Origin of the sequence: Burkholderia sp. Ac-20353 (assembly GCF_017104785.1) — a bacterium.
In the GTDB taxonomy this organism is placed as follows: domain Bacteria; phylum Pseudomonadota; class Gammaproteobacteria; order Burkholderiales; family Burkholderiaceae; genus Burkholderia.
In genome coordinates, this window is sequence record NZ_JAAGPL010000031.1 from 1 (window position 1) to 18601 (window position 18601).

At 68.5% G+C, this 18601-nt stretch carries 17 protein-coding genes and 1 pseudogene; 8 read left to right on the top strand and 10 right to left on the bottom strand.

Annotated elements, in window-relative coordinates:
- Window positions 1–204 (top strand): hypothetical protein (locus tag G3N94_RS12575; RefSeq protein ID WP_205792713.1); only part of this gene is annotated, 204 nt, incomplete at its 5' end.
- Window positions 205–457: 253 nt separating this feature from the next.
- Here the strand turns inward: G3N94_RS12575 and G3N94_RS12580 are convergent.
- Complete coding sequence (locus tag G3N94_RS12580; RefSeq protein ID WP_205792714.1) at window positions 458–2557, bottom strand: D-(-)-3-hydroxybutyrate oligomer hydrolase; 2100 nt, start codon at window positions 2555–2557, stop codon at window positions 458–460.
- 112 nt (window positions 2558–2669) lie between these two features.
- Window positions 2670–3035 (bottom strand): BON domain-containing protein, encoded by a 366-nt coding sequence (locus G3N94_RS12585; protein ID WP_205792715.1) that lies wholly within the window; start codon window positions 3033–3035, stop codon window positions 2670–2672.
- Window positions 3036–3448: 413 nt separating this feature from the next.
- On the opposite strand from G3N94_RS12585, the gene G3N94_RS12590 reads away from it, so the two are divergent.
- The 3 genes from G3N94_RS12590 (at window position 3449) to G3N94_RS12600 (ending at window position 6624) form a co-directional block, all read left to right on the top strand.
- Window positions 3449–4870, top strand: coding sequence for a TAXI family TRAP transporter solute-binding subunit (locus G3N94_RS12590; RefSeq protein WP_205792716.1), 1422 nt, complete (start codon window positions 3449–3451; stop codon window positions 4868–4870).
- A 96-nt stretch (window positions 4871–4966) separates the two neighbouring features.
- Entirely contained in the window at window positions 4967–5605 is a 639-nt protein-coding gene (locus G3N94_RS12595; protein WP_205792717.1) for a DsbA family protein, read from the top strand.
- 68 nt (window positions 5606–5673) lie between these two features.
- Entirely contained in the window at window positions 5674–6624 is a 951-nt protein-coding gene (locus G3N94_RS12600) for a LysR family transcriptional regulator (RefSeq protein WP_205792718.1), read from the top strand.
- A 126-nt stretch (window positions 6625–6750) separates the two neighbouring features.
- Here the strand turns inward: G3N94_RS12600 and G3N94_RS12605 are convergent, their stop codons facing one another.
- From G3N94_RS12605 to xdhA, 4 genes are all read right to left on the bottom strand, one after another.
- Window positions 6751–7152, bottom strand: coding sequence for a DUF4440 domain-containing protein (locus G3N94_RS12605; RefSeq protein WP_205792719.1), 402 nt, complete (start codon window positions 7150–7152; stop codon window positions 6751–6753).
- A gap of 84 nt (window positions 7153–7236) precedes the next feature.
- Complete coding sequence (gene xdhC / locus G3N94_RS12610; protein WP_205792720.1) at window positions 7237–7872, bottom strand: xanthine dehydrogenase accessory protein XdhC; 636 nt, start codon at window positions 7870–7872, stop codon at window positions 7237–7239.
- Between the two features lies 1 nt (window position 7873).
- Window positions 7874–10228, bottom strand: a complete 2355-nt coding sequence (gene xdhB / locus G3N94_RS12615) for a xanthine dehydrogenase molybdopterin binding subunit (RefSeq protein WP_205792721.1) — start codon at window positions 10226–10228, stop codon at window positions 7874–7876.
- A 14-nt stretch (window positions 10229–10242) separates the two neighbouring features.
- Window positions 10243–11838, bottom strand: coding sequence for a xanthine dehydrogenase small subunit (gene xdhA / locus G3N94_RS12620; protein WP_205792722.1), 1596 nt, complete (start codon window positions 11836–11838; stop codon window positions 10243–10245).
- Between xdhA and G3N94_RS43190 the strand changes: the two are divergent.
- Together G3N94_RS43190 and G3N94_RS12625 are read left to right on the top strand one after the other, a co-directional pair.
- A pseudogene (locus tag G3N94_RS43190) lies at window positions 11812–12026 on the top strand (hypothetical protein). The gene xdhA and the pseudogene G3N94_RS43190 sit on opposite strands and share 27 nt — an antisense overlap.
- A gap of 203 nt (window positions 12027–12229) precedes the next feature.
- Window positions 12230–13444, top strand: a complete 1215-nt coding sequence (locus G3N94_RS12625; protein ID WP_205792723.1) for an MFS transporter — start codon at window positions 12230–12232, stop codon at window positions 13442–13444.
- A 174-nt stretch (window positions 13445–13618) separates the two neighbouring features.
- Here G3N94_RS12625 and G3N94_RS12630 read toward each other — a convergent pair whose 3' ends face one another.
- Entirely contained in the window at window positions 13619–14509 is an 891-nt protein-coding gene (locus G3N94_RS12630; protein ID WP_205792724.1) for an EamA family transporter, read from the bottom strand.
- A gap of 230 nt (window positions 14510–14739) precedes the next feature.
- Between G3N94_RS12630 and G3N94_RS12635 the strand changes: the two genes are divergently transcribed.
- Window positions 14740–15642 carry an AraC family transcriptional regulator gene (locus tag G3N94_RS12635; RefSeq protein ID WP_205792767.1) on the top strand — a complete coding sequence of 301 codons (903 nt, stop codon included), beginning with the start codon at window positions 14740–14742 and terminating at the stop codon, window positions 15640–15642.
- A gap of 12 nt (window positions 15643–15654) precedes the next feature.
- Here the strand turns inward: G3N94_RS12635 and G3N94_RS12640 are convergent, their stop codons facing one another.
- The 3 genes from G3N94_RS12640 to G3N94_RS12650 all read right to left on the bottom strand — a co-directional run bounded on the left by G3N94_RS12640 (window position 15655) and on the right by G3N94_RS12650 (window position 17533).
- Window positions 15655–16866 (bottom strand): alanine--glyoxylate aminotransferase family protein, encoded by a 1212-nt coding sequence (locus tag G3N94_RS12640; RefSeq protein WP_205792725.1) that lies wholly within the window; start codon window positions 16864–16866, stop codon window positions 15655–15657.
- 327 nt (window positions 16867–17193) lie between these two features.
- Window positions 17194–17331: a hypothetical protein gene (locus tag G3N94_RS12645; protein WP_205792726.1), complete on the bottom strand. Its 138-nt coding sequence runs from the start codon at window positions 17329–17331 to the stop codon at window positions 17194–17196.
- A gap of 22 nt (window positions 17332–17353) precedes the next feature.
- Window positions 17354–17533, bottom strand: coding sequence for a hypothetical protein (locus G3N94_RS12650; RefSeq protein WP_205792727.1), 180 nt, complete (start codon window positions 17531–17533; stop codon window positions 17354–17356).
- 74 nt (window positions 17534–17607) lie between these two features.
- Here G3N94_RS12650 and G3N94_RS12655 point away from each other — a divergent pair, with 74 nt between their 5' ends.
- A complete protein-coding gene (locus G3N94_RS12655; RefSeq protein ID WP_205792728.1) occupies window positions 17608–18591 on the top strand; it encodes a LysR family transcriptional regulator in 984 nt (327 codons plus the stop codon).
- Window positions 18592–18601: the final 10 nt, after the last annotated feature.

The following is an 18601-nucleotide window of genomic DNA, read 5'->3' on the forward strand; positions in this document are numbered from 1 at the left end:
GCCGCAGCCGAACTGATCGGCTACAACGGCGGCCTCGCGCGCGTTCGCCTCGTGCTCGAACCGTGGCTCGCGATCCTGCGGCAGCGTATCGACAGCTACCACTACCACGATGCGACCGTCATCGACACGACGAACCACCCCCTTCGGCACGACGCCAATCAATCGCCGAGCGACGATCAATCCCGGTCCTTGCCGAACGAATAAAATCGAAAGGATTGGTTAATTAAACGGAAAGGAATATTCTCTCTATGTAATTTATTAAATTAAATGAAAATATCGGCGCATAATAGATTCCGGATTTTCCGCCGTAAAGTAATAATTTGTTACAGACCCCGTCATCCAGCGAATACCGAAACCGGGACCGATTCGGGAAGGATCAACGCAATAAAAAAACCGGACGCTGGCGTCCGGTTTTTTTGGGGCATGCGCTGGTGCGCGTTCAGTGCGCTCCGGGCATTCAGAGCGGCACGTCGATCGCCCCCGCACCGGCCGTGATCGCGTTGCCGCCCGGCGCGGTCGAGATCGGCGGCAGGTTCGCGCCCGTCAGCGCCGGCGCCGCGCCCGGCGTGCCGCCGCGCGGCACCGTGCGGATCACCTGCGACGGCGGCAGCGGCACGCCGTTCTTCAGGTGCCGCCACATCAGGTTCAGCGCCTGCAGGTCGTAGTAGTGGACGGGCACGAACCGCGTATCGAACCCGGCGACCGGCAGGAACGCATCGAAGTGCTGACCGTTCGTCACCTCGTAGAACGCGAGCTGGCTGCGGCCGCCTTCGCTGATGCTGTTCTGCGCGACGTATGCGCGCGACGCGTGGTTCACGGGCACGAGCGCGTCGCTGCGGCCGTGCACGATGATCGCGGGCTTGCCCTGCAGGTTCGCGTTCACGCGCACCGCGTCGACGTTCGCGGGCAGGTTCAGCATCCCGTTCGTCCACAGCCGGCGCAGGCACAGCGCACCCGCGAAGCTCGCGTCCGGCGTCGCGAGGCGGTGATCGACGCCGGTCGCGGCGCCCGTGTTGAACACGAGGCTGATGCCGTTGGTCGGCGGCACGCCGTTGCCCGCACCGAACACGCCCGGCATCGGCGATGTGGCGGGCGGCGCGACCGCGCCGGTGGCTGGATTCGTCGTCGCGAAGCTGAAGTTGCACAGGTTGTCGACGACGCGCGAGCGCGTGTACGCATTCGCATAGGTCACCGCGATCGCCGGGATTGCCTGCGAATCCCACATCGGCGCCTGCAGCGGGTCCGAATCCGCGAGGTAGCCGGCAGCGTGCAGTTGCGCGAGCGCATCGGCGGCCTCGCTCTGCAGGTCCGCGCCCGCGACGAGCCCGGCCGTGGCAAGCGTTGCGCAGCGCTGTGCACGAATCGACTGCATGACGGCCTGCGGCAGCGCGCTCAGGTACGGCGCGCCCGCGAGCGCGGACGCCGCCGCCGCGCACGGCTGCAGCAGGTTGGCGAGCGTCGCGTAGTCGGCGAGCGGCCGCCCGAACGACGGCACCGGCGCGCCGCCCTGCCGCACGAGCGCGTTCGGCGCCATCCGCACGTTGACCTGCGGCTCGCCGACGACAACCGCGGTGATCCAGTTGCGCGTGTCCTGCTCGGCCGCTGCGAGCGCGGCGCCACCGCCGTTGCTGACCGACGCGGCGATCGTCGTGATGTCGCCGGGCCGGTAGCGCACGCCGTGACGCTTGCCGTCGATCAGCGGTCCGAACTGCTCGTTGAGCGCCCAGTACGCGAACTCGACCGCCTGCAGCGTCACGTGCCCCCAGTCCTGCTCGGGATTTTGCTGCGAATGCGCATGCTTGAACGCATAGCGGTTCGGGAACTGCGTGTTGAATGCGGTCAGCTCGCTGCTCGTCGCGTTCGCGGTGAAGAGGCTCGCGTTGCCGGCGAGCACCGCGTTCGCGAGCGTGCCGTCGATCAGCGTGACGGTGTCCGAGCCGAGCTCGTGCGCGCCGTTGCCGCCACCCTTGTCGTTGTACGCGACCGCGCAGCCGCGCTTCAAGCCCCATTCGCCGGCGGCCGAGATCGCGCCGTACACGCCGCGCGAGCCGGACGACGTCGCGGTGACGATGCACGGCTGCGCGGGATCGAAGCTGGCCGGCACCTGCACGAGCAGCGTGACGTTCTTGCGGCCGCTGCCGTCGTCCGAGTAAGCGAGATATTCGGTGCCGGCGATCCGGCCTTCGCCAAGCGTGTCGTTGCCGTCGAGATCGACGTTCGGCCCCCAGAAGCGGCCGTAGCCGCCGTTGGCGCTCATGTCGACGAGCGCGCGGTAGTTCGACCAGATCGCGAGGCGGCGCAGCTCGGCCGCCGTCGGACGGGCCGGGTTCGCGAAGCCGGGGGGCGTCGCGCTCGCAAGGCCCGTCTTGCCGAGGCCGGCCGTCAGCAGGTCGTCGCTCGCGCCGTCGTAGGCCGTCGTGCGCACGCTGCCCGCGATGAAATCCGGCTGGCGGTTGCTTTCCGCGGTGTCGTTGCCGTTGCACGCGCCAAGCATCGTCACCGCCGTGGCCAGCGCCGCGCCGAACCGGACCCGCCTGCCCCATCTGGATGTCGTCATCGCCGCCCTCTCTCTCGTTATGTGTATCGATGCATCACAGCGAACACGGGCCCCGGCATGCCGAGGCCCGCGGGAATGCGAGCGCGGGCGGCGCACGGGCGCCGCCCGGTGGTCATTGCTGCTGGATGGTCAGCTTGTTGCTGACGGACGTCACGCCCGGCACGCCCTTTGCGGCCGCTTCGGCCTTTTCGATCTGTGCCTGGTCAGGTACGGAGCCCTCGAGCGTGATGGCCCCGCCCTTCGAACGCACGACGATGTTCTTCACATCGACGCCGTTCTCCTTCGAAATCGCCTTGCGCACCGCATAGCCGAGCTTGCGGTTTGCCTTCTTCGCGGTCTTCGCGGCGGCCTTCGATGCGCTCTTCGCGGCGGCGGGCGCTTCGGACGCCGCCGGCTCGCTCGACTGCGCGTACACGCTGCCGGACAGACACACCGCCACCGCGGCCACGCCCAACGCTCTCAACACGATCGACTTCATGCTATCTCCTTGTGATTCGGAACGGCCGCGCACAGTGCGGCCGGGTACCCCCAAAGGCAGCCAGCCCGCGCGCGAGCGCGGCAGGACGGCCGGTGATTTCCACGGCGATGCGAGAGAGGCGAGACGGGCCGGCGGCCGGCGCACGCATGAAGCGGGCCGGCCGGGCCGGGCAGCCGCCGGCCGGACGCGCCCGGTCTGATGGCGGGCCGGGTCGCGCGAGTCGGGCGCGGCTGCGTCGCACAATGTAATCCAGCGCCCGCGGAAGCGCAAAGCTTTTGACGCGGCGCATCGCGCAGCCACCGCAGCGGATTCGCGCACGCGCCGCGAAACCGGTTACCATCGCCGCGAATGCGCATCGTTCGTGACCCGTGTCACCGATGCGTGATGCCTGCGTCACCCGCCGATCGCCGCTTATGAAGCCCATCCTGCGCCCCCGCCGGCCACCCCGCATCCTCGCCCGCTTCGTCGCGGTGTCGTGGCGCGACCTCGCGCTGTCGGTCGGACCGACCGCGCTGCTCGCGATCGCCGCCGTCTGGCTCGCGATCAGGATGATCCAGCCCGCGCCGCCGTCGACGCTCGTGATCTCGGCCGGCCCGCCCGGCAGCACCTACTGGAACGCCGCGGAAAAGTACAAGGCGATCCTCGCGAAGAACGGCGTCACGCTCGACGTCGAGTCGTCCGAGGGTTCCGCGCAGAACCTCGAGCGGCTGTCCAACCCGAACGCGCCGGTCGACGTCGGCTTCGTGCAGAGCGGGATCGGCCCGAAGACGCGCGACGAGCATCTGGTCGCGCTCGGCAGCATCGGCTACGTACCGCTCGCGATCATGTACCGCGGCCCGGTCGTCGCGCGCCTGTCGGACTTCAACGGCAAGCGGCTCGCGCTCGGCGCGGAAGGCAGCGGCGCGCGCGAGCTGAGCCTCGCGCTGCTGAAGATGAACGGCATCGAACCGGGCGGCACGACCGAACTGCTGCCGACGTCCGGCGAGGATGCCGCGGCGGCGCTGCTCGACGGCAAGATCGACGCGGCGTTCCTGTCCGGCGACTCGACGCAGATTCCGGTGATGTCGAAGCTGTTCCGTGCGCCGGGCGTGCACGTGTATTCGTTCACGCAGGCCGAGGCCTACGCGCGCCGCTTCCCTTACCTGACCGCGATCACGCTGCCCGAGGGCGTCTACGATCTCGGCCGGAACCTGCCGCCCGCGGATCTCCATACGGTCGCGCCGACGATCGAGCTGGTCGCGCGAGACACGCTGCATCCGGCGCTGTCGGACCTGCTGATCGAGGCCGCGCGCGAGGTGCACGGCCATGCGACGATCCTGCAGCGCGCGGGCGAATTCCCGTCGCCGATCACGCGCAGCTTCCCGCTGTCCGACGACGCGGCGCGCTACTACAAGTCGGGCAAGACGCTCCTGTACCGGCGGCTGCCGTTCTGGGTCGCGAGCCTCGTCGACCGGCTGCTGGTGATCGTCGTGCCGCTGATCGTCGTGCTGATTCCGGGGCTGCGGCTGGTGCCGGCGCTGTACGGCTGGCGCGTGCGCTCGCGGATCTACCGCTGGTACGGCGCGCTGATCGCGCTCGAGCGCAACGCGCTCGGCGAGCATACGGCCGACGAGCGCGTCGATCTGCTCGACCGGCTCGACAGCATCGAGGAATCGGTGAACCGGATGAAGATGCCGCTCGCGTATGCGGGGCAGTTCTACGTGCTGCGCGAGCACATCGGCTTCGTGCGCGAGCGGCTCACCGCGCACGATCACGACTTCCCGCACGGCACCGCGCACGAGCCGGCGCACGGCGGCGACGGCACCCCACCCCGGGCGACTCCCGGTTCCGCGTGAGCGGACGATCCGCGATCATTGCGGCATCGGCGCGCCGCCACGTAACATGGGAACTGGAGCCGCCGGCTGGCCGCCCCCCATTCTCAGGAGAACCCCATGACCACCGGCCTCGACCCCGCCCAGCCCGCCTGGTTCTTCGATTTCGTGTCGCCGTTCTCCTACCTGCTGCTCGAACAGTACGACCGCTGGCCGGACGTGCCGTTCGAGCCGGTCCCGGTCGCGCTCGCCGAGCTGCAGCGTCACTGGGGCCAGCGCCCGGGCTCGGACGTGCCCGGCAGGCGCATCTTCACGTACCGTCACGCGCTGTTTCGCGCGGAGCAGCTCGCGATCCGCTTCAAGATGCCACCCGCGCACCCGTTCGACTCCGACAAGGCGCTGCGTCTCGCGATCGCGCTGCGCGCCGACATCCCGACGGTGCGCGAGATGTTCCGCTTCATCTGGCGCGACGGCAACGATCCGTCGACGCCGGACGGCTTCGCGGCGCTGTGCGAGCGGCTCGGTGTCGGCCACGGCGACCAGCTGATCGAATTCGAGGAGACGGTCGCACAACTGCGCCGCAATGCGGCCGATGCGATCGCACTCGATGTGTTCGGCGTGCCGACGTTCTGGATGAACAAGCAACTGTTCTGGGGCGAGGACGCGCTGCCGATGGTGCTGTACTGCGCGCGCACGCCGAACTGGCTCGAATCGCGCGAGGTGAAGCGCATCAGCACGCTGCCGAAGGGCCGCGTCTGATACCGGCCATCACGCACGGGCACGCGCGGCTGCGGTAAGGTTACGCTTCGCCCGAATCACCCGCCGCAATGGAAGAAGACGACCGTACCGCCTCGCTCGACATCTGGCTCGTGCGCGTGCTGCGCACGCTGCTGCTCGAGCGCAGCGTCACGCAGGCCGCGCTGCGCCTGAACCAGACCCAGCCCGCGATCAGCACCGCGCTGCGCAAGCTGCGCGAAACGCTGAACGATCCGATCCTGGTACGCGGCAAGTCGGGGATGGTGCCGACCGAATACGGCGCGTCGCTGCTCGACGCCGCGCAGCGCGCGCTGCGCGAGGTCGACTTCATCGCGACGCCGCACGGCGAGTTCGCGCCCGAATCCGCGCGCCGCACGTTCCGCGTCGCCGCGCCCGACTACCTGAACGACTTCTTCATGCCGACGCTGATCGAGCGGTTTCGCGACGCGGCGCCGCAAGCGCACCTCGAGATCGATTCGCTGAATCCCGCGCTCGACCATGCGGACGCGCTCGAATCCGGCGCGCTCGATCTCGTGATCGGCAACTGGCCGAAGCCCGACCCGCGCTTCGCGCGCGACGACCTGTTCTCCGACACGATCGTCTGCCTGATGCGCGATTCACATCCGCTCGCGCACGCGCCGCTCACGCGCGACGCGTATGCGAACGCCGCGCATCTCGCGCCTACTCCATACACGGGCGACAAGCGCAACGCGATCGAGATCGGCCTCGCGCGCGCGGGCCTCACGCGGCGGATCGTGACGACGCTGCCGTATTTCGGAATCGTGCCGCAGGTGCTGCTGCAGTCGGACCTGATCTTCACGACGACGCGGCGCTTCGCGACGCACTATGCGCAGATGCTGCCGCTCGTCGTCGTCGCGCCGCCAGTGCCGTTTCCGCGCATCCAGAGCTACCTGCTCACGCATCCGCAACCCGATCGCCCGACCGACATCGCGTGGCTGCGCGCGCTGATGCAGAGCGTGTCGGGCGAGCTGACCGCAGCGCGCGGCAAGCGCAAGCGCTGACGCCCTGCGCGGCGGCGCGCGCCATGCAGTGGCGTTGATGCAGCGCCGTCGATGCCTCCGACGAATCAGGATTGCGCGCAGGCCACGCCGGCGCATGCGCGTGCTCGTGCGCCGCTCATGTGCATCTCACGCGCTGCAGAACGTTTCCTGAAGATGGATCCAGCGCACCGTGCCTGCCGCGTCGCGCTCGAACACGGCGGTCGAGCGCCGTGCGGGCAATTCGCCCGCCGCCGCATGCTGCGCTTCGCGATACGTGATCACCGCGTGCCGGTCGTTCGCCGCGAGCACGCGAAGCTCCGACAACGTGATGCGCAGCCCCGGCTTCGCGCCCGCGAGCGCCGCGAACAGCGCATGCGTGCCGTCGCGGTCGAACACGCGGCCGTCGGTCATGATCATCGTGAAACCGGGCGCGAACGCTGCGATCAGCGCGTCGAGCGCGGCAGGCGTGGTGTCCGCGCCGGACAGCCAGCGCTCGATCGACGCGAGGCTCGCGTCGAGCGCATCGAGAAAGACTTCGGAATCGGACATGGTCACCGGGCGGAAACGCGCGGCCCGCTGCCGCGCAATTCAGTCAGTGTAGGCAAAAGCGCGCGACGGCGGCGTGACGCGCGCTCACCGCGCGCAGCACAGGTCGTCCGGCAGGCGGCCCGACGCGGCCGCCTTCACGCCCGCCACCGGCACGCCCGCGCGCGCCTGCAGCAGCTCCGCGCAGACCGCGACCGCGATCGACCCGGGCGCCTTGTCGACGATGCCCGCGACGCCGATCGGGCACACCATCTCGCGCATCCGCACCGCGTCGACGCCGCGCGCAACGAGCCGGCGCTCGAACTTCACGCGCTTCGTGCGCGAGCCGATCATCCCGAAGTACGCGAAGTCGCGCCGCCGCATGATGCGCTCGGCGAGCGCGAAATCGAGCGCGTGGTTGTGCGTCATCACGAGGAAGTACGCGCCCGCAGGTGCTTCGTCGACGATCGCCTCCGGCGTGTCGGTCGGCTCGGGCTGCACGTTCGGCGGACATTCGTCCGGGAACAGCTCGTCGCGCGTGTCGACCCATTGCACGACGCACGGCAGCGCGCCGAGCAGCGTGACGAGCGCATGGCCGACGTGACCCGCGCCGAACAGCACGATGTGCATCGGCACGGACACGCCCGTCGCGCGGTTGCGCCGGCCGGTGCCGCGAGGCAGCGTGATGTCGCAACGCGTGCCGTCGGCGGGCAGCGGGCGAGCGGAGCGCGGTGCGCCGTTCATGTCAGGCTGCCTGTGCCGCGCGCACGGCCTGCACCGCGCGCAGGATCGACTCGCCGGTCGCGGGCGCGTCGAGCGGCGGATTCACGCGATAGTCGCCGACGGCCGCCACCGCATCGCGCACCGCGAAGAACACCGAGAACGGCAGCAGCAGCGGCGGTTCGCCGACCGCCTTCGAGCGGTGGATGCTGTCCTCGACGTTGCGGTTCTCAAAGAGGCGCACGTTGAACTCGGGCGGCGTATCGTTGACGGTCGGGATCTTGTAGGTCGACGGCGCATGCGTCATCAGCTTGCCGCCCGGGTTCCACCACAGCTCCTCGGTCGTGAGCCAGCCCATCCCCTGGATGAACGCGCCTTCGACCTGGCCGACGTCGAGCGCCGGGTTCAGCGACGCGCCGACGTCGTGCAGCGCATCGACGCGCAGCGTGCGCATCTCGCCCGTCAGCGTGTCGATCACGACTTCGGATACGGCCGCGCCGTACGCGTAGTAGAAGAACGGCCGGCCCTTCAGCTTCGACTGGTCCCAGTACAGCTTCGGCGTCGCATAGAAGCCATCGGACCACAGCTGCACGCGTGCGAGATACGCGTTCGCGATCACCTCGCCGAACGGCACGCCGTTCTCGCCGACCCACACGGTATCGTTGCCGAACCGCACGTCCGCCGCGTTGACCGTGCCGCCGCCATACTTGCTTGCGGCGAACGCGGCGAGCCGCTCGCGCAGCTGCCGCGCCGCATCCTGCGCGGCCTTGCCGTTCAGGTCCGAGCCGGTCGACGCGGCCGTCGCCGACGTGTTCGCAACCTTGCTCGTATCGGTCGCCGTCACGCGGATCCGCTCGAAGCGGATGCCGAGCTCGTGCGCGACGACCTGCGCGACCTTCGTGTTGAGCCCCTGCCCCATCTCCGTGCCGCCGTGGTTCACGAGCACCGAGCCGTCGGTGTAGATGTGGACGAGCGCGCCGGCCTGGTTGAAGTGCGTGACGTTGAACGCGATGCCGAACTTCACCGGCGTCAGCGCGATGCCCTTCTTCAGCACCGTGTTGCGCGCGTTGAATTCGCGCACGCCCGCGCGGCGCGCGCGATAGCCGCTCGTCGCCTCGAGTTCGGCGAGCAGCTCGGGCAGCACGTTGTCCTCGACCGTCTGGCCGTACGGCGTCACGTTGCGCTCGGTCTTGCCGTACAGGTTCGCGTAGCGGACATCGAGCGGATCGCGACCGAGCGAGCGCGCGATGTCGTCGATGATGTACTCGATCGCGAACGCGCCCTGCGGGCCGCCGAAGCCGCGGAACGCGGTGTTCGACTGCGTGTTGGTCTTGCCGCAGTAGCCGGCGATCGACACGTTCGGCAGCCAGTACGCGTTGTCGAAGTGGCACACCGCGCGCGTCATCACCGGGCCCGACAGGTCGGCCGAGAAGCCGCAGCGCGACGTCATGTCGAGTGACACGCCATCGATGCGGCCGGCGTCGTCGTAGCCGACGTCGAAGCGGTAATCGAAGTCGTGGCGCTTGCCGGTGATCATCATGTCGTCGTCGCGGTCAGGACGCAGCTTCACCGGGCACAGCAGCTTCCACGCGGCAAGCGCCGCGCAGCACGCGAACAGCCCCGACTGCGATTCCTTGCCGCCGAACCCGCCGCCCATCCGGCGGCATTCGACGAGCACGTTGTGCGATGCGACGCCGAGCACGTGCGCGACCAGATGCTGCATCTCGCTCGGGTGCTGCGTCGAGCAGTACACGTGCATCCCGTCGTCATCCTTCGGCACCGCATACGCGATCTGGCCTTCGAGATAGAACTGCTCCTGGCCGCCGAGACTCATCCCGGCGCCATGGCGATGCGGCGCGGCATCGAGATGCGCGGTCGCGTCGCCGCGCGCGAGCTTCAGCGGCGGGATCACATACGATTCGGCCTGGCGCGCGTCCTTCGCGGTCAGGATCGCGGGCAGCTCCTCGTAATCGACTTTCGCGCGGCGCGCGGCGAGGCGCGCGGTTTCGTGCGACGTCGCGACGACCATGAACATCGGCTGGCCGACGAACTGCACGACGCCGTCGGCGAGCACCGGGTCGTCGTGGATGATCGGGCCGCAGTCGTTGACGCCGGGAATGTCGTCGGCCGTGAACACGGCGACGACGCCGGGCGTCGCGCGCACCGCGTCGAAGTTCATCGACACGATTTTCGCGTGCGGCTTCGTCGACAGCCCGAGCGCCGCGTGCAGCGTGCCGGCGACGAGCGGGATGTCGTCGGTGTAGGTCGCGCGCCCGCTCACGTGCAGGTGCGCGGATTCGTGCGGACGCGAGATGTGGACCTGCGCGGCGTCGGCCTGCGCGTCGAGGGTATTCAGGAACGGTTCGGCTTGCTGGTTCATCGTGTGTTCTCCCCTCAGGCGCGTGCAGCTTCAGTTGCCACTTCGGCCGCCACTTCACGCACGCTCAGTGCTTGCGGCGGCAGCGGATCGTGCGCACGCGTCTCCAGCCAGAAACGGTACATCAGGTTCTTCGCGGTCTCGAGCCGATAGGTGCTCGTCGCGCGCATGTCGGTGAGCGGCTGGTAGTCGCGCTCGAGCGCCTGCATCGCGGCCTGCGCGGTCGCCTCGTGCCACGGCGCGCCGTCGAGCAGGCTTTCCGTGTGCGTCGCGCGCTTCGGCGTCGCGGCCATCCCGCCGAACGCGATCCGCGGTTCGCGGATCGTGTCACCGTCCGCGATGAACGCGAACGCCGCGCACACGGCCGAGATGTCCGAATCGAAGCGCTTCGACAGCTTGTACGTGCGGAACTGCAGGTTCGCGCGCGCGCCGCTGCGAGTCGGCACCTTCACGCCGACGACGAATTCGTGCGGCGCCATGTCCTTCTGCTGGTAGCCCGTGTAGAGCGCCTCGAGCGGCAGTTCGCGGACGACGTCGCCGCCGCGCAGCACCACGCGCGCGCCGAGCGCGATCAGGCCCGGCATCGAGTCGCCGATCGGCGAGCCGTTCGCGACGTTGCCGCCGAGCGTGCCCGCGTTGCGGATCGGCAGCGACGCGAAGCGCTTCCACATCTCGGTCAGCTCCGGATAGGTGTCGGCGAGCGCCGCATAGCCGGCCTCGACGGTGACGCCCGCGCCGATCTCGATCCAGTCGTCGCCGTGCACGATGCGCTGCAGTTCGGCGACCTGGCCGACGTAGATCAGGTCGTCGAGCCGACGCATCTGCTTCGTGACCCACAGGCCGATGTCCGTGCTGCCCGCGAGAATCCGCGCATCGGGGCGCTCGACCTTCAGCGCGGCGAGCGCGTCGAGCGTGCGCGGCGCGGCAAAGCGCGCGCCGTTGGCTTCATAGTCGAACGTTTCGTCGCGCTTCAGCGACGCGAGCGTGCGCGCGAGCGCGGCCGTGTCGACGGCGGGTGGCGGCGCGCCGTCGCCGGTCGTACCTTCGCCGGTCGTACCTTCGCCGGTCGCACCTTCGCCGGTCGCATCGAACATCCGCACCGCCGCGTCGACGATCGGCCGATAACCCGTGCAGCGGCACAGGTTGCCGGTCAGCGCGTCGGCGATCTCGGTGCGCGTCGGCACGTCCTTCGCGTTCGCGCACGCGCTGCCGCAGCCTTCATGGCCGTGCTTTTCGTACAGCGCCCACATCGACATCACGAAACCGGGCGTGCAGAAACCGCACTGCGAGCCGTGACAATCGACCATTGCCTGCTGCACGGGGTGCAGCGAGCCGTCCGGCCGGCGCAGGTCCTCGACGGTCAGCAGCGCCTTGCCGTCGAGCGTCGGCAGGAACTGGATGCATGCGTTGACGGCCTTGTACGCGACCGTGCCTGCGTCGGTCAGCTCGCCGACGACGACCGTGCATGCGCCGCAGTCGCCTTCCGCGCAGCCTTCCTTGGTGCCGGTGCAATGCGCGTCCTCGCGCAGGTATTGCAGCACGGTGCGGGTGACGTCCGCGCCGCCGACTTCGCGGATCGCATGACGATGATAGAAACGGATCGGCTCACTCATGTCTCGTAACGCTCTTCAAGTTGGGCAACACGGCCCGCGCCGATGCGGCGGACCGTCGTCTTCTCTGACAGTTTGAACGCTATCACCGTCAAATTCCGCAACCCATAGCCCATCGCGCATGCGGCCCATATAACTGCGGCGATATGTGGCCCGGCGCGGGTTTCCACCTGTCTCGCATGGTCGCCTGATTGCGTGAAATGCGCGCGTGGCGGCCTGAGCAGGCCGTCAGGGGCGGGCTATGAGGCAGGTTATGAGCGAGGATCGGGCCGATCAAGAGCGGAATCAGGTCCCGATTAACTAAATGGTACCTGCGGGAAAACCGGTTCCATGGGAAAATCCCGATTCCGTTTTCGGCCGCCTTCCGGCCCTTTTCGTCATCCCTTCCGACCCCATGTCAACCGACTCCGCCTCGACGCCGCGCAGCGGGTTTGCCGTCACGCTGCAAATCATCTCCGTCGTCTGCTTCACGTTCATCTGCTACCTTACCATCGGCCTGCCGCTCGCGGTGCTGCCGGGCTTCGTCCATGACGACCTCGGTTTTTCGGCGATCGTCGCGGGCGCGGCAATCAGCGTCCAGTATTTCGCGACGCTCGCGTCGCGGCCGCTCGCCGGGCGCCTCGCCGACTCGCTCGGCCCGAAGCAGACGGTGGCGCGCGGGCTGATCGGCTGCGGCGTGTCCGGCGTGCTGCTGCTCGTCGCGTTGCTGCTCGCGCACTGGCCCGCCGCGAGCCTCGTACTGATGGTCGCGAGCCGGCTCGTGCTGGGCGTCGGCGAAAGCCTGTGCGGCACCGGCGCGATTCTGTGGGGGATCGGCCGCGTCGGCATCACGCACAACGCGAAGGTGATCTCGTGGAACGGCATCGCGACCTACGGCGCGCTCGCGCTCGGCGCGCCGGTCGGCGTCGCGATCGCGCATGTGTTGAACCCGGCGCTGATCGGCGTGATCGTGGTCGCGCTCGCGGCGCTCGGCTACTACCTCGCACGCCTGATCGCCGCGGTGCCGGTCGTGCACGGCGAACGGATGTCGTATGCGAGCGTATTCACGCGCGTGCTGCCGCACGGCCTCGGCCTCGCGCTCGGCTCGGCCGGCTTCGGCTCGATCGCGACGTTCGTCACGCTGTACTACGCGGCGCGCCATTGGCCGAACGCCGCGCTGTCGCTGACCGTATTCGGCACGCTGTTCATCGGCGCGCGCCTGCTGTTCGCGAACATGATCAAGACCTACGGCGGCTTCCGCGTCGCGATCGTGTCGTTCGCGTTCGAAGCCTCGGGGCTGCTGCTGCTGTGGCTCGCGCCGGCGCCGCACGTCGCGCTGGCCGGCGCGGCGCTGACCGGCTTCGGCTTCGCGCTGATCTTCCCCGCGCTCGGCGTCGAGGCGGTCGCACTCGTGCCGCCCGCGAGCCGTGGCGCGGCGCTGTCCGCGTACTCGGTGTTCCTCGACCTGTCGCTCGGCATCACGGGGCCGCTCGCGGGCTATGTCGCCGGTGCGTTCGGCTATCCGCAGGTGTTCCTGTTCGCGGCGGTCGCGTCGGTAGGCGGCGTCGCGTTGTCGATGCTGCTGTACCAGCGGCAGGCGCGCGTCGCCGGGCGCGGCGCGGCAGCCTGAGCAGCGCGTGCCGGCCGGCGGATTTCACGCGGCCACAGAAAGGACAAAGGGACAAAAGGACAAGCCGCCCGCAGCGCGCGGGCGGCTCGAATGAACGACGAACCCCACGTTTTCCGGAACGTGGGGTTTTGTCTTTTCAGGCGTGGGTCAGACGAGTGACGGTCGCGGCAGCCGTCAGGCCGTCCGCAGAAACAGGCGCCGCGTCAGGTCGAACGCGACCAGGTTGCCGGCCAGCACCAGCAGCAGCCCCACCACCGCGAGCGGCGACCACTGGTAGCCCTCGAACACCGTCGACACGGCCAGCGCGACGATCGGGAACAGCACCGTGCAATAGGCAGCCCGTTCCGGCCCGATGCGGCCGACGAGGGTCAGGTACGCAGTGAACCCGATGACCGAGCCGGGCACCGCGAGGTACACGAGCGCGCCGAGATAACGCGGGCTCGGGTCGACCGCGAATGACAGCCCCGCCGCGGCGCTGCCGACGGTCAGGATCGTCGCACCGATCAGCATCGCCCAGCCGTTGGTTGCGAACGGATGGAGCCCCATCGACTGCATCCGGCTCGACAGCAGGTTGCCGACCGAGAAACACATCGTGCCGGCGAACGCGATCGCGAGGCCGATCCAGGTCGCGTGGTCGTCGAGGTGGCCCGCCATCTGCTGCCAGAACAGGCATGCGATGCCGGTCAGGCCAAGCAGCGCGCCCCCGACGGCCGACGGCCGCAGCGGACGGCCCATGAACAGCCGGCCGTTGATCGAGTTCAGCAGCGGTGCGGTCGAGAAGATCACCGCGACGAGCCCGCTCGGCACGACCCGTTCCGCGTAGTAGAAGCACAGGAAGTTCAGGCAGAACAGCGCGAAGCCCTGCGCGGCGAGGTAGCGCCACGCGGCGCGCGGCGGCAGGATCGGCCGGCGCATCGCGCGCAGCAGCATGAACATGACGGCCGCCGCGAGCCAGAAGCGCCACGCGATCGACACGGGTGGCGGCACGCTGCCGAGCTGCCATTTGATGGCGATCCAGGTGGTGCCCCAGATCAGGACGGTGACGAGGTAAAGCGACAGGTTCATGAGGTGAAAGCGGAACAAAGGCAGTTATCGGGCTATGCGGACTATGCCGCCGCCCGGCACGCGCCGATTGTCCGGAATTGCTGTCTTTTGAGGGTGGGCGAAGCGGGCCACGACCGGCGCGCGTATACTCGGTCACCATGCGCAACCTGCCTTCCGTCCTGCCCGCCGGCTCGTCAGCGGCCGCCGCTGCCGCCGTTGCTGCCGACGCGATCGCTGTCGCTGGCGGCGAGATGCCGTTCGGCCTGCAGTCCGTGTGCCGCACGCTCGCCGAGGCGAATGCGACGCTCGAGCGCTTCGCGTGGCTCGGCGACCATCTCGCGATCGCCGAATGGACGCGGATCACCGAAGAGGCCGAGACGATCTACGACCAGCCCGGCCATCACACGCTGTCGTGCTATCTCGACGGCGGCTACCGGACCGAGCGGCAGAAGGTGCCGGGCTACGGCGCGCCGAGCCTGCTGTGCGCGCTGCCGGGCGACCATGAATCGCGCTGGTGGGTGCGCGGCGAGATGCATTTCGTCCACCTGTACTTTCTGCCCGAGCACTTCACCGAGCGCGCGATCCGCGAGCTCGACCGCGAGCCTCGCGAGCTGAAGCTCGCCGACCGTACCTATTTCGAGGATGCGCAGGTCGCGTCGCTGGTCCGTTCGCTCGCGCTGGAACACTGGGACGACGTCGACGGCCGGCTGCGCACGAACGAAACCGCGCACGACGTGCTGAGCCTGCTGCTGCGCGGGCAGAGCACGATGCGCACCGATGCGTCGTTCAAGGGCGGCCTCGCGCCCGCGGTGCGCCGCCGCGTGCGCGACTACATCGACGCCCACCTGACGCAGCCGTTGACGCTCGGCGAACTGGCCGACGTCGCCGCGCTGTCCGAATACCACTTCTCGCGGATGTTTCGCCTGTCGTTCGGCCGCGCGCCGCATGCATGGATCGCCGAGCAGCGGCTTGCCCGCTCGCGCATGCTGCTGCGCACGACGTCGCTGCCGCTCGCGCAGGTAGCCGCCGCATGCGGCTACGCGAACGCCGGCCATTTCAGCCATCGCTTCCGCGATGCGCACGGCACGACGCCGAACACGTACCGGCAGGCGATGCGGGGCGGCCAGGGCCCCTTCAAGACGACAGCGGGCTGACGCCCGCCCCCGTTACTCGCCGCGCCGCGACAATTCCTGCTCGAGCGCCGCGACGCCGGCCGGCAGATCGACCGGCACCTTCAGGTCGACCATCGTGCGGCCGAACGCGTGCAGCGTGCGGAACAGGTTGTGCTCGCGGCACTGCTCGCCCATCTGGCCGATCCGCACGATCGGCAGGCCGAACGAGCCGGCGATCTCGACCTGGTACTGCTTCGAGATGTGTCCGCAGATCATGCCCGGCGTGAGGCCTTCGGGCGTCTCGATCCCGACCACCGAATTGAGCCGGCACGGCTTCGGCGCATAGAGCGAGAGCCCCAACGCCTCGACGCCCGCCTGCAGCGCGAGCGAACAGCGCAGGTGGCGCGCGAAGCGGCTTTCGAGCGTCTCCGTGCAGACGAGCCGCAGCGCCTCGTGCAGCGCGAGCACGCCCGACACGGGCGCCGTGTAGTGATAGCCGGCGTTGTGCCAGAAGTTCTCGGCGAGCGCCATGTCGAGGCACCAGTGCGTGTTCGGCTCGGGGCGGCTCTTCATCCGCTCCCACGCGGCATCGGAAAACGCGATCAACGACACGCCGGGGATCGACGACAAGCCCTTCTGCCCGCCGGTGATCACCGCGTCGATGCCCCACGCGTCCATCTCGAGCGGCATCGTCGACAGCGTGCACACCGCATCGACGACGACGAGCGCGCCCGCCGCCTTCGCGAGCGCCGCGATGTCGCGCAGGTCGCGGTTCCATACGGTATTGGACGTCTCGCCGTGCACGATCGTGACGATCTCGGGACGCTCGCGTGCGAGCGCGTCGGCGATCTCGTCGAGGCTCGCGACCGAGCGGTCGGGCACCTCGAGCACCGAGACGTCGGCGCCGACGCGCGTCGCCATCTCGGCCATCCGCGCGCTGAAGAAGCCGTTCCGGATCGACAGCACGCGGGTGCCGCGCCACGCCAGGTTCGACATCGCCATTTCCATCGCGGCCGAGCCGGGGCCCGCGACGCCGAGCACCCATTTCGTGCGGGTCTGGAACACGTAGCGCGCCATCTCCTTCACCTGCTCGATGATCTTCGCCATCGTCGCGCCGAGGTGGTTGATCACGATCGTGTTCGCCTTCGCGACCGCGGCCGGGATCGGAACCGGGCCGGCCCCCATCATCAGCAGCGGTTCTTCGGGCAGGATCGCGTCGAGCGGCACGACGACGGGACAGGGAATCGGCGAGTAATCGATGGACATGGCTGAAAACGGGTGATGGAAGAAAAACGCACGCTCGCCGCAACATTGCGGCGAATCCATTGATCATTCCGCGTTCCGCTGCAATGCGCAAGAGGGACGCGCGATTAAACTGGCATGCGGCGCGGCGCCACCGCCGGATATGCGCGGCTACCGGGCGGCCGCCGTCCGATTCGCCAGCACATTTGCGCGCCGCATCCGAATCCGTCGCGAAACGGTTCCATACGCGCGATTTTCTCCGTCGCTCAGTCACGATTTCCGCACTGCTCCCATTGAACGCCGGTTCCACGCCCGCAAAGAAAAGCAGGCGCAACACAAAATCGCACCGCACTATTTGACATCCAAATCCGCCAACCGCCTGTAAAAACCCGCTAAAGCAGCCAGCATTGCACCGGCATTCCGAATTGCACCGGCAATATCCGCCATCGAAATCATCAATTCCTTGATACATAAGCGTATTTTATTCATTCATCAGGCATTCCTCGAAAAATCACATGCGCTTTGAGCTGTCACCGCCGCCCCAACCGGCCGTCGTTTCGATACGCCGACGCCCGATTTTTCGCAACCCGCCCCTTTTCGCAGGTTGACGGATATCGCTGCCGTAATGAACAATCGTCAACGCAATCAAAAAACCCGTTTTCGACGCGAGGGCGAAATGGGTGTCGCGCATCGCTTAATGCGGCTTGCACGACGGGAAATCACAACCATAATCAATCAACCGGGCCAACAAAAAATACGAGAGCCATGAACCAGATTCAGACCATGCGTGTATTCGTCTGCGTCGCCGAGCAACAGAGCTTTCGGCGTGCAGCGCATCAACTCGGCGTGTCGAATGCGCTCGTCACGCGCTCGATCGCGATGCTCGAGGGGCATCTGAATACCCGACTGATCCACCGCACGACGCGCAACCTGTCGCTCACCGAGGCAGGCGTGCGCTATCTCGACGGATGCCGCGCGCTGCTCGAGGAATTCGACCACCTCGAAGCGTCGGTCACGCATGCGGTACGCGAACCGGTCGGCACGCTGCGCGTCGTCGCGTCCGGCCTGTTGTCGCCGCTTGCGCTGACGCCGCTCGTTACCGGCTTCCAGCGCCGCTTTCCGCAGGTGCGCGTGCAGCTCACGATCGCCGAAGGCCCGCTCGACGTGCTCGATACGGGCTACGACGTCGGCATCGTCACCGGCAACCGGCTCGACGGCAACCCCGCGCTGATCGGTCATGCGCTCGCGCCGAACACGCTCGTCGCGTGCGCGGCGCCCGCCTATCTCGAACGTCGCGGCGAACCCCGCGTGCCCGACGACCTGCCGCGCCACGACTGGATCGCGCTCGCGCCGCACCAGCATGCGAGCGCGTGGCGGCTGCTCGGGCCGGGCGACGCGATGCACGCGGTGACGGTGCGCCCCGTCTGCACGGTCAACCAGCTGTCGCTCGTGCAGGCGGCCGCAGTCGCGGGCTCGGGCATCGCGGTACTGCCGGAAGACCTCGCCGCCGACGCGCTCGACAGCGGCGCGCTCGTGCGGCTGCTGCCCGGCTACCGGATCGACGACCCGGACGCGCAGCTGTCGCTCGTCTACCCGAATCGCCAGTTCGTGCCCGCGCGCACCCGCAGCTTCGTCGAGCATGCGCTCGACCATTTCGGCACGCAGGCGGCTCGCGCGCAGGCCGGCTATGCATTCCTGCACGATGCGCGCGCGCCCGATTGCACCGACATCGTCACGGGGCTGCAGTAAACTGCGCACG

Bases quoted from the DNA above. Each gene is read 5' to 3' on its own strand.
- G3N94_RS12630 (WP_205792724.1), bottom strand. From the start codon at position 14,509: ATGAACCTGTCGCTTTACCTCGTCACCGTCCTGATCTGGGGCACCACC.
- xdhA (WP_205792722.1), bottom strand. From the start codon at position 11,838: ATGAGTGAGCCGATCCGTTTCTATCATCGTCATGCGATCCGCGAAGTC.
- G3N94_RS12655 (WP_205792728.1), top strand. From the start codon at position 17,608: ATGAACCAGATTCAGACCATGCGTGTATTCGTCTGCGTCGCCGAGCAA.
- G3N94_RS12650 (WP_205792727.1), bottom strand. From the start codon at position 17,533: ATGCGCGACACCCATTTCGCCCTCGCGTCGAAAACGGGTTTTTTGATT.
- G3N94_RS12600 (WP_205792718.1), top strand. From the start codon at position 5,674: ATGGAAGAAGACGACCGTACCGCCTCGCTCGACATCTGGCTCGTGCGC.
- G3N94_RS12645 (WP_205792726.1), bottom strand. From the start codon at position 17,331: ATGAATAAAATACGCTTATGTATCAAGGAATTGATGATTTCGATGGCG.
- G3N94_RS12590 (WP_205792716.1), top strand. From the start codon at position 3,449: ATGAAGCCCATCCTGCGCCCCCGCCGGCCACCCCGCATCCTCGCCCGC.
- G3N94_RS12640 (WP_205792725.1), bottom strand. From the start codon at position 16,866: ATGTCCATCGATTACTCGCCGATTCCCTGTCCCGTCGTCGTGCCGCTC.
- G3N94_RS12595 (WP_205792717.1), top strand. From the start codon at position 4,967: ATGACCACCGGCCTCGACCCCGCCCAGCCCGCCTGGTTCTTCGATTTC.
- G3N94_RS12625 (WP_205792723.1), top strand. From the start codon at position 12,230: ATGTCAACCGACTCCGCCTCGACGCCGCGCAGCGGGTTTGCCGTCACG.
- xdhB (WP_205792721.1), bottom strand. From the start codon at position 10,228: ATGAACCAGCAAGCCGAACCGTTCCTGAATACCCTCGACGCGCAGGCC.
- G3N94_RS12580 (WP_205792714.1), bottom strand. From the start codon at position 2,557: ATGACGACATCCAGATGGGGCAGGCGGGTCCGGTTCGGCGCGGCGCTG.
- G3N94_RS12635 (WP_205792767.1), top strand. From the start codon at position 14,740: ATGCCGTTCGGCCTGCAGTCCGTGTGCCGCACGCTCGCCGAGGCGAAT.
- G3N94_RS12585 (WP_205792715.1), bottom strand. From the start codon at position 3,035: ATGAAGTCGATCGTGTTGAGAGCGTTGGGCGTGGCCGCGGTGGCGGTG.
- xdhC (WP_205792720.1), bottom strand. From the start codon at position 7,872: ATGAACGGCGCACCGCGCTCCGCTCGCCCGCTGCCCGCCGACGGCACG.
- G3N94_RS12605 (WP_205792719.1), bottom strand. From the start codon at position 7,152: ATGTCCGATTCCGAAGTCTTTCTCGATGCGCTCGACGCGAGCCTCGCG.